Consider the following 9587-nt stretch of genomic DNA (forward strand, 5'->3'; position numbering starts at 1 on the left):
CCCTAAAATTGATTTTCAACGATTTATTTACCCCGCCCTTAAGGGAGTAAATCGTTGAAAATCATTGCTCCCGGAATTTATCCCGAGACTTCGGGAGGGTTGGGGCAAACAATGATTTTCAACATTAAGAGTTTTCTGGCAAGTACTAATTAATCTTTTGGAAGATAATGGGTGGAGATTTGTCAGGCAAAAAGGCAGTCATTGGTAAGACAAACATCCTGATATTCAGGGATTGGTAACAGTACCCGAACACAAGATGTCAGAGTATATTCCAAAAGGGATTGAAAATAGTGTTTTGAAATTGGCAAAACTTAAATAGCATGGAGCAATACCTCATATTATATGAGCAAAATGATCAGGGCCAATATGGCGCCTGGGCGCCCGACTTTCCGGGTTGTATCTCTTTTGGCGACACAATCGAGGAAGCAAAAAGCAATATCAAAGAAGCCATTGAACTGCATGTTGAAGGTCTTAAAGCAGAGAAGCTTCCGATACCAAAGCCGGCAACTTATTCCGACGTTCTTTCGGTGGCGGTTTAAACTGCAAACCCATCCGGCATTTTGATATTTCACTTTGGATTTAGTTGTTTTCAACAATTTTCGACAGATTTAAAAGTAAAAAGGTATTGGAATTGGAATGATGAAAATTTATCGGTTGACATTTTCCCAAATGCCACCTAAGGACATGTAACAATAGCCGTTTAATGATTATTTGTAGAATCCATTCGAAGGATATTTACCTGTTTTATAGCCTTCGGCAGTAATGCATTTGATTCGAAAAAAAAGAGCCGGTTTATGCAACCAGCTCTTGTTCAGGATATTGTTTTAAATTAAAGTGCTTTATTCAATCATCAGTTTTTTGGAGATCAGTCCGGTATTGGTTTCGATCAATAAAAAATAAATCCCTGATGAAAGATGACTTACATCAATCTGCTGGTTTGATTCAGGTGACTCCACCGAAAGTAAGGACTGTCCGGACTGATTAACCAAACTGAGCCTGGAAATATTCTCTTCAGCATGAATAAATAGAAAATCGCTTACAGGATTTGGATATACATAATCCGACCTGGACGTACTCTCGCCTAAACTGGTAGTGAGGAGTGTAACCTCAATTTGGGTTGAGGGATCAGACTCGCCACCGTCATAAACTGCAGTAACATAGTAATGGTGAGTTCCTGGATTTAAATTTTCATGGATGAAGTTAAATGATTCGGTAAAACCTGCTAGTTCAAATGTATCATCTTCAAACTTGTGGTAAACATTGTAACCCAACAATGTTGCCATAACACCAGATCCAGGATTCGGCGCTGACCAGTCGAGTACAATATTGTTTGATAGCGGCGTGCCCTGCAGAGCCATAGGCTCGGGTGTGTCGAAAAGAATCAGCAGTTCATTGGAAGGAAGGGATTCGCCTTGATCATACACTGCAGTGATAGAATACGAATTGAGCCCTGCAGTTGCACCGTTTTCAATTAAATAGGAGGTTTCTTCGGTGAATGTCACCAACTCGTATGCTCCAAGTTCATAACTTCTGTAAACATTGTAACCTGATAAATCCGCGATTGGGTTTCCACCACTGTTGGGCTCATCCCAGGTGAGCTGCGCCAATCCATTAAATATTTGCAAGTCCAAATTTTCCGGGGCTGGTGTAGTGGTCACCCTTGTTAGAGAAATTGTTCCTGCATCCGGGTTTGGAATGGGATCATCCCAGAAATTGTAATGCATGATGAGGGTGTCGTTTTGAAAGTAAACCACCTCATAAAAATGATGCTCATAGAAATACTGACCGCCCCAAACAGTACCCAGGTACCACCAGTGCATACGGTTGCTTGCTGACTCGTATTCGCATTGCTGGGTATTGGGATAAAGTGTGGGCATCAATTGACCCGAAGTCTCGGTGTAGAATCCATCAGGTTCGATGGTCATTGTCATGGGATCGTTATACCCGCCAAAGTATGTGCTGCTGATATTTCCATGCCATGTACCTACGAAATCGTTGAAGGCATAACCTTGGGCGGATACTGAAACTGAAAACAGTATCATGAGGATTGAAACTGATAAAAGATGAATAGTTTTTCGCATGTTGAATAATTTATTAATTAATAATGATGTAAGTAAAATTTAAAAAGTCACCATAGGTTTGGTAAAAAAATGAAATTCACTTTTAAAATTATTTTAAGGCCTAAACACAGGTTAAAACGTCTTTGTTCTGGTTATTAACATATTTTAATATTTCCATATGTGCCGCTAAATGAGTGCCGCTTAATAAGTTGACTTTACTGAGACCGACATGGATGCTTTCTGGAATGAATTTCTCTGGCTCACCCCAATAATGCATCACTAATGAGGATAGCATAGAATTTAACCGCCTCAGGCACTTTAGGACACATGAATTACTACCAGAAAAGTTGGCAATAACATGCATTGACCAGCATTGTTGGCATCGCAACTGTTAATTGGAATTCTTGCAATAAGCTATTTACATACCAACCTTTAACTTGAAAATCAATTTTTTGTAAAAGCCATAAAGTTTTTTTTAAAAGCCCTAACATTTTTATGGGGAACTGGTTTTTTTGAGAAAATGAGATCAAATCAAAATGAAATATCTTATCATTTCCATTTGGAGTTTTTTACTCCTTACGTAGTTTACAACTGCCCAGCAGGTTGCAAGTAATTTTGTTTGGGTTGAAATCGGACCCGCTTTAACTGACCGACCTGTCCAGGCGCTGCAAAGGAGCTGACGACCTGATATCGAGCGGACATAATGTGGCGGTGATCAAGTATCATGTTGTTGATTCGCTTGCTACCTCTTTTTCGTATGCCAGAGTAAACGACTACTATCAATTCCCGGGGATACCTGCTGAAAAATTTGATGGAATTTTGACACAAATAGGGGGCAGCGGCTTTTTCGGCATTAACGAAGATTATCTAACTTATGTGAACGAACGAAACACTGTGTTTTCGGATTTTACCATTGATACCAAGCTCGAGCAACTCTCCACCAATCAATACCACCTGAAGACTAACATCGAAAATGTAGCTGGTTATGCTGGAACGAATATCGTTTTGCAAGTTGCAGTGACCGAATCCGAGTTGGACATCGTCTGGGGTTTAAGCGACAAAGTCAATTCAGTGCTCCCCAATGAAAACGGGCTGCTACAAGGCAAATCATTTTTGTTTGAATTTTCAATACCCAACTTCTAAAATTGTGTCACTTTCTGAATATTTTTATAGAAATCATTGACCTGAAAGACGAAAACTGCGAAGCGAAAGGAACGCGGGTGGTGTTTAGGGTGCCGGTGTGAGGATTTCAGGGAACCTTGCCCGACTTTGAAGCAGGAAAAGGCGGGCTTATCTACCCCCTCCTTTCTCTGGGTCGGAGATGGCAGTGCTTGACGATCCGCTTTCATTTAAAACATTTCAAACTATACAGTCCATCCTCCCGATGATCAGAAGGTTGGGCTATTTCTCTGTGACCAAATTAAAGGGTAATTGGAAATCAGCGTTGCCTGCATCCGTTTTATCCTTGATTTGTTTTGGTTTTTGTGTATAATTATTAATTTTGCATCCAATGTCCAGAAAAACCGGACATTGATGTTTGAAAATGAAAAATATTGAATTGCTCCGAAAAGAAATCGAGCTCGATGTTTTCGATTATAATCAACTGATGTCGGCTTTATCGACTTACAATAAACCACGGGATGTGTTGACTTCATTGTTGCGACAAGAGAAAATAATCAGGATTAGAAAGGGGTTGTATTGCTTTAACAAATTCTGGCAAAAGCAGCCTGTATCACGCGAGGCCATTGCCAATTTGGTTTACGGACCATCTGCCATAAGCCTGGATTACGCACTCAGCTATTATGGGCTGATTCCCGAAAAAGTGACCACCATAACCTCTGTTACTTCCGGCAGGTCGCGTGTTCATGAAACCCCGCTCGGGCAGTTTTCTTATACCCACATGCCTCAGCATAGTTTCTCTTACGGCCTGACGATAGAAAAATCGGGAAATTATCAATGGCTCATTGCCCTTCCCATCAAAGCTTTGGCTGACAAAGTCTGGGCGGATAAGCGTTTTAATCCATCTTCACCAGCATCGTTTGAAAGTTATTTGTTTTATGATCTTCGGATTGACGAAACCACACTCCTCAGTTTTCTTTCAATGGAAAAGTTGCGGGAGATTAAAGAAAAATACTCAACGCGAAAAGTTGGATGGATGGCGGATTTTTTACTCAATAAATTGATTGGTAATGAATGATTTGATCAAAAAGATGCTACCATCACCACTCCCGGAACATTCGGGAGATGTTGTTGTTGCATTGCGCGAAATCATGCAGTCGGTTGCTCTCCTTGGGCTTTGGAGGGCTAAGTTTTTCAATGAGGCCGCCTTCTATGGTGGTACCGCTTTGCGAATACTTTATGGTTTAAACCGTTTTTCGGAAGACCTGGATTTTTCAATGTTAAAGCCAATAGGTGGGTTTAATTTTTCCAGATACAAAAATGCGCTCGAAAATGAGTTTAAAACCTTTGGTTTTGATGTTAGTTTTGAACCCCGCCAAAAAACAGAAAACACAGTAATTGAATCAGCCTTTCTTAAAACCAAAACATACCGGCAACTGCTGGTTATTGATACTCCAAAGGAACTATTGACAGGCATTCATCCTCAATCCACACTGAAAATTAAGCTCGAAGTTGACACTAATCCCCCTACCGGCTTCGACACTGAGATGAAGTATGTATTTTCGCCGCTTCAGTTTGCAGTGCGCTCATATACATTACCATCGCTGTTTGCCGGAAAGCTGCATGCGGTGCTATGCCGGAAATGGAAAAATCGTGTGAAAGGCCGCGATTGGTACGATTTCGCATGGTATGTGTCAAAACATCCAAAAGTGAATATAGTTCACCTGGAGCAGCGAATGAGAGATTCCGGACATTACAGACTTTCAGTTCGCTTAACTCCTGTTAAAATGATTGAGTTGCTTGATAGTGCAATTGACCATTTGGATGTTACAAAGGCAAAAGATGAAGTAGCGCCTTTCGTTACAGATTTTCGGATGCTTGAAATCTGGTCGAAGGATTTTTTCAGAGCTGCTACAAGGCAAATCATTTTTGTTTGAAATTTCAATACCCAACTTCTCAAATAGAGACATTTTCTGAATACTTTTATAGAGATCATTGACCTGAAAAATGAAAACGGCGAAGCGAGAGGAACGAGGGTGGTGATTGGGTTGGCTTTAGAAGCATAAACTCATTAGTTTTTAGCAGCTGGATTAAATTAACCAAACATTCTCCAATAAAAGTCCATCTTTTCTTTTTCAACCAATAACTCAATCAACTCGATCTTTTACTCATTTGATTGCAGTTGTTTTGGGAAATGATTTAATTTTGAACATCAATAAATTCTTCTACTGAAGAATAATCAGAAAAACCATCAGTTATGAAAAAATCAATTCTACTCATTGCAGCCGTTCTCATCCATTTTGCTGCTGCCACCCCGCAGTCGTGCCTGCCCGAAGGTATCACCTTCAGCACACAGGAGCAAATTGACAATTTCCAATCCGACTACCCGGAATGTACGGAGATTGAGGGGGATGTAACCATTCAGGGTAACGATATCACAAATCTGAATGGATTGAGTGTACTCACTTCAATTAGTGGCAATTTTGAAATCAGGTCTAATTCTTCACTGGTGAATCTGGATGGGCTTATAGGCTTGAGTTCTATCGGGGATAACCTTATTATTTCTGACAACCCATTAATTACCAGTCTGGCTGGACTGAGTAATCTGACTTCCATCGCAGGTGGCCTGGCTTTAACTCAAATCCAAGCTTTGAATAGCTTGACAGGGTTGGAAAGCCTGACTTCTATCGGGAGTTTTCTGTATATAGGCTACGGCATTGCTCTGACTAGCCTAACCGGGCTGGATAATTTGACTTCCATTGGAGGTGACCTTGTAATTGAGAGAAGTACTTCACTTAAAAGCCTGACTGGGCTTAGTAGTTTGACTACTATTGGAGGTCTATTTGAGATAAGTCATATTTGGTGTTTTATCAACCTAACAGGACTAGAGGGGTTAACTTCAATCGGGGGCGATATGATGATAAAGAGTAACCAAGCTTTGACCAGTCTGACAGGATTGAACAACCTTACATCAATCAAGGGTAATCTTATAATTGAATGGAATGCGTCTCTGAACAGCCTGTCAGGCTTGGAAAATCTGACTTCTATTGAGAAAAACATCAAGATAAATTTTAACTATGGACTGTCAAGTCTAACAGGACTTGAAGGATTGAACTCAATCACGGGTTATCTGGATATTGGAAGGAACGCCTTGATTAGCTATTCGGGACTGAACAACCTGACTTCCATTGGGGGTGATCTTTTATCATGGTCAAACTTATCCATGTCCAGCCTGTCGGGGTTGGAAAATCTGACTTCAGTCGGGGGAAAGCTATGGATTAGCGATAACTGGTCACTAACTAGCCTGGAGGGTTTATATGGTTTGTCAGAGATTGTGGGATCACTAACAATTTTGGGAAATTCTTCTCTTACCAGCCTGGCAGGATTGGATAGCATTCCTTCAGGTTCAATCACTGAACTTGACATTAGATACAACTTCTCACTTTCCACCTGTCACGTGCAAAGCATCTGCAGTTATCTGATTGCACCAAATGGAACCGTAACAATTTCGGATAATGCACCCGGATGTAATAATCCGGAGGAGGTTATCGAAGCCTGCGAAAGCAGCAGCATTGAAGTGATTCCGGTTGAGGACGGTTTCACTGTTTTTCCAAATCCTTTTACCGATCAACTGAGCATTGAGCTTTCACTCGATAAGCCCAGCCTGGTTGCTGTAACGGTTTACAACAACATGGGGCAGTTGGTGGAATGGCCGATAGAAAAAGAACTCTATCCGGGCGTAAACCAATTACAATGGGATAGTTCTATCCTGCCCCCCGGCATTTATTTGCTCCACTTGCAGGTGGGGCGGGAAATTGTAACACGTAAGATCATAAAGTATTAGCTTTGTTCCATCAATCAAAATCCAAATGACATGAAAAAATCAATTCTACTCATTGCATTCATTCTCATCAGTTTTGCTGCTGCCACCCCGCAGTCGTGCCTGCCCGAAGGCATCACTTTCAGCACGCAGGAGCAAATAGATAATTTCCAGACCAATTATCCGGGGTGCGCGGAGATTGAGGGGGATGTAACCATTCAGGGTAACGATATCACAAATTTGAATGGATTGAGAGTACTAACTTCAATTAGTGGCAATTTTGAAATCAGGTCAAATTCTTCGTTGGGAAGTCTGGCGGGTTTGATAGGTTTGACTTCCATCGGCGGTTATTTATGGATAAATAATAACTCTACACTTTCCAACCTAACTGGTCTGGAAGGATTAACCTCCATCGGGGGTTACTTTTGGATTTCAGATAACACTTCTCTTACCAGCTTTACTGGATTGGTGAACCTGGCTTCCATCGGGGGTGAACTTTGGATAACGGGCAATTATCTGACCAACCTGTCAGGGCTTGGTGGTTTAACATATGTAGGGGGTACTGTTAGGATTGACAATAGTGATCTTATTAACCTGGCAGGGATTGAGGGTTTGTCATCAATCGGGGGCTCCTTATTGATCCTTGATAACCTAGCCCTAAACAATTTGACAGGCTTGAATGGTCTAACCTACATTGCGGGCGGTCTTTGGATTGGAGGATGGTTTGGCGGAAATTCATCACTAACCAGCCTCACAGGATTGGAAAGTCTTGATTCAATTGGGGGGTATTTTGATATATCTAAAAATGACGCACTAATCAACCTTAACGCCTTAAACAATTTGACCCACATCGGAGAAGGGGTGAGTATTTCCAAAAATAATAACTTAAACAGCTTATCCGGATTGAATAATTTAACTCAAATCTGCGGAGGACTTAATTTGGACTTCAATTCTTCTCTGAAAAGTTTAACAGGTTTAAACAATTTGACTTCCATCAGTGGTCAACTTAGGATAACGAACACTTCATTATCTAATCTGACGGGGCTGGAAAAATTGAATTTTATCGGAAATATACTTACTATAGAATTAAATCATGATCTTGTTAGTCTAATGGGCTTAAATCATCTTAAATCCATCGGGGGTTATCTTTTTATAAATTATAACTCAACTCTGACCAGCCTTACAGGGTTGGACAGCATTTCAGCCGGTTCCATCAGCGAACTTTTCATAAGAGATAACACCTCATTATCCACCTGTGAAGTAAAAAGCATCTGTGATTACCTGGCTGCGCCAAATGGAATTGTAGATATTTCGAACAACGGGCCCGGCTGCAACAATCCGGAAGAGGTTACAGAAGCCTGCGAAAGCAGCAGCATCGAAGTGATAGGGGGTGAGGACGGTTTCACTGTTTTTCCAAATCCTTTTACCGATCAACTGAGCATTGAGCTTTCACTCGATCAGCCCAGCCGGATTACTGTAGCGGTTTACAACAATATGGGGCAGTTAGAGTCAAAGCCGGCGGAAAAAGAACTCTATCCGGGACTAAACCAATTGCAATGGGATAGTTCCAGCCTGACTCCAGGAATATATTTACTCCACCTGCAGGTTGGCCAGAAAATTATAACACAGAAGGTTTTAAAGTATTAGCTTTGTTCCATCAATCAAAATCCAAATGACATGATAAAATCAACTCTACTCATTGCAGTCATTCTCATCAGTTTTGCTGCTGCCACCCCGCAGTCGTGCCTGCCCGAAGGCATTACCTTCAGCACGCAGGAGCAGATTGATAATTTCCAAACCAATTATCCGGGGTGCGCGGAGATTGAGGGGGATGTAACCATATTTGGTAACGATATAACCAATCTTAACGGATTGAGTGTTCTGACTTTCATTGGGGGAGATATTGATATTCTTTCAAACCCCGTCCTGACCAGCATGACCGGATTAGATAATTTGACTTCTGCTGGGGGATCAGTTTGGATAGTAGCTAACGCTGTCCTGACCAGTATGACCGGCCTCGATAAACTAACTTCTACCGGAGGGGATATAGTTATATTTAGTAACCATGCACTGGCTAGTTTGACCGGTTTGGATAGTTTAGCTTCCGTCGGAGGCAACCTGATTATTGGATGGATAATAGGTGGAAATTCATCACTTACCAGTCTAACAGGGTTGGAAAATCTAACTTCTGTAGGTGGAAGCCTTGAAATCACCCTCTCAAAACTTGCGCATCTTACCGGATTAAATCAATTGACTACAGTAGGAGGCGACTTAAGATTAAACCAGAACTCTTCCCTTCAAAATTTGACAGGGCTGGAAAATTTAACATCAATAGGTGGCAGTATTCATATTTCTGATAACGGCCTCCTTACAAATTTGGATGGATTGAATAACCTGAATTCCATTGCGGGTAACCTTTTCATTACATATAACAATTCATTAACCGGCCTCGCAGGATTGGAGAATATTGCAGCCAGTTCCATCACAAATCTATACATAGCCAATAATACCTCTTTATCCACTTGTGATGTGCAAAGCATCTGCGATTACCTGGTTGCGCCATCCGAAACGGACACAATTTCGAACAA

8 protein-coding genes are annotated in these 9587 nt (G+C 41.2%); 7 read left to right on the forward strand and 1 reads right to left on the reverse strand.

Annotated features, from left to right (window positions below; translation table 11 throughout):
- Positions 1–320 precede the first annotated feature (320 nt).
- The gene (locus IH598_08690) at positions 321–539 is read left to right on the forward strand and encodes a type II toxin-antitoxin system HicB family antitoxin (protein MBE0638584.1); all 219 of its coding nucleotides are present in this window, start codon (positions 321–323) and stop codon (positions 537–539) included.
- Positions 540–839: 300 nt separating this feature from the next.
- Here the strand turns inward: IH598_08690 and IH598_08695 are convergent, their stop codons facing one another.
- Positions 840–2042 (reverse strand): T9SS type A sorting domain-containing protein, encoded by a 1203-nt coding sequence (locus IH598_08695; protein MBE0638585.1) that lies wholly within the window; start codon positions 2040–2042, stop codon positions 840–842.
- A 729-nt stretch (positions 2043–2771) separates the two neighbouring features.
- Between IH598_08695 and IH598_08700 the strand changes: the two genes are divergently transcribed.
- The 6 genes from IH598_08700 to IH598_08725 all read left to right on the forward strand — a co-directional run.
- Positions 2772–3203 carry a hypothetical protein gene (locus tag IH598_08700; protein ID MBE0638586.1) on the forward strand — a complete coding sequence of 144 codons (432 nt, stop codon included), beginning with the start codon at positions 2772–2774 and terminating at the stop codon, positions 3201–3203.
- Between the two features lie 400 nt (positions 3204–3603).
- On the forward strand, positions 3604–4257 hold the full coding sequence (locus IH598_08705) for a hypothetical protein (GenBank protein MBE0638587.1): 654 nt from the start codon (positions 3604–3606) through the stop codon (positions 4255–4257).
- On the forward strand, positions 4250–5116 hold the full coding sequence (locus IH598_08710; GenBank protein ID MBE0638588.1) for a nucleotidyl transferase AbiEii/AbiGii toxin family protein: 867 nt from the start codon (positions 4250–4252) through the stop codon (positions 5114–5116). The genes IH598_08705 and IH598_08710 overlap by 8 nt, the downstream gene beginning before the upstream one ends.
- 320 nt (positions 5117–5436) lie before the next feature.
- Positions 5437–7023, forward strand: coding sequence for a T9SS type A sorting domain-containing protein (locus IH598_08715; protein MBE0638589.1), 1587 nt, complete (start codon positions 5437–5439; stop codon positions 7021–7023).
- 30 nt (positions 7024–7053) lie between these two features.
- Positions 7054–8646, forward strand: coding sequence for a T9SS type A sorting domain-containing protein (locus tag IH598_08720; protein MBE0638590.1), 1593 nt, complete (start codon positions 7054–7056; stop codon positions 8644–8646).
- Between the two features lie 30 nt (positions 8647–8676).
- Positions 8677–9587, forward strand: a 911-nt coding sequence (locus IH598_08725) for a hypothetical protein (GenBank protein ID MBE0638591.1), incomplete at its 3' end; no start/stop codon positions are given.

The organism is Bacteroidales bacterium, from assembly GCA_014860585.1.
GTDB lineage: Bacteria > Bacteroidota > Bacteroidia > Bacteroidales > 4484-276 > RZYY01.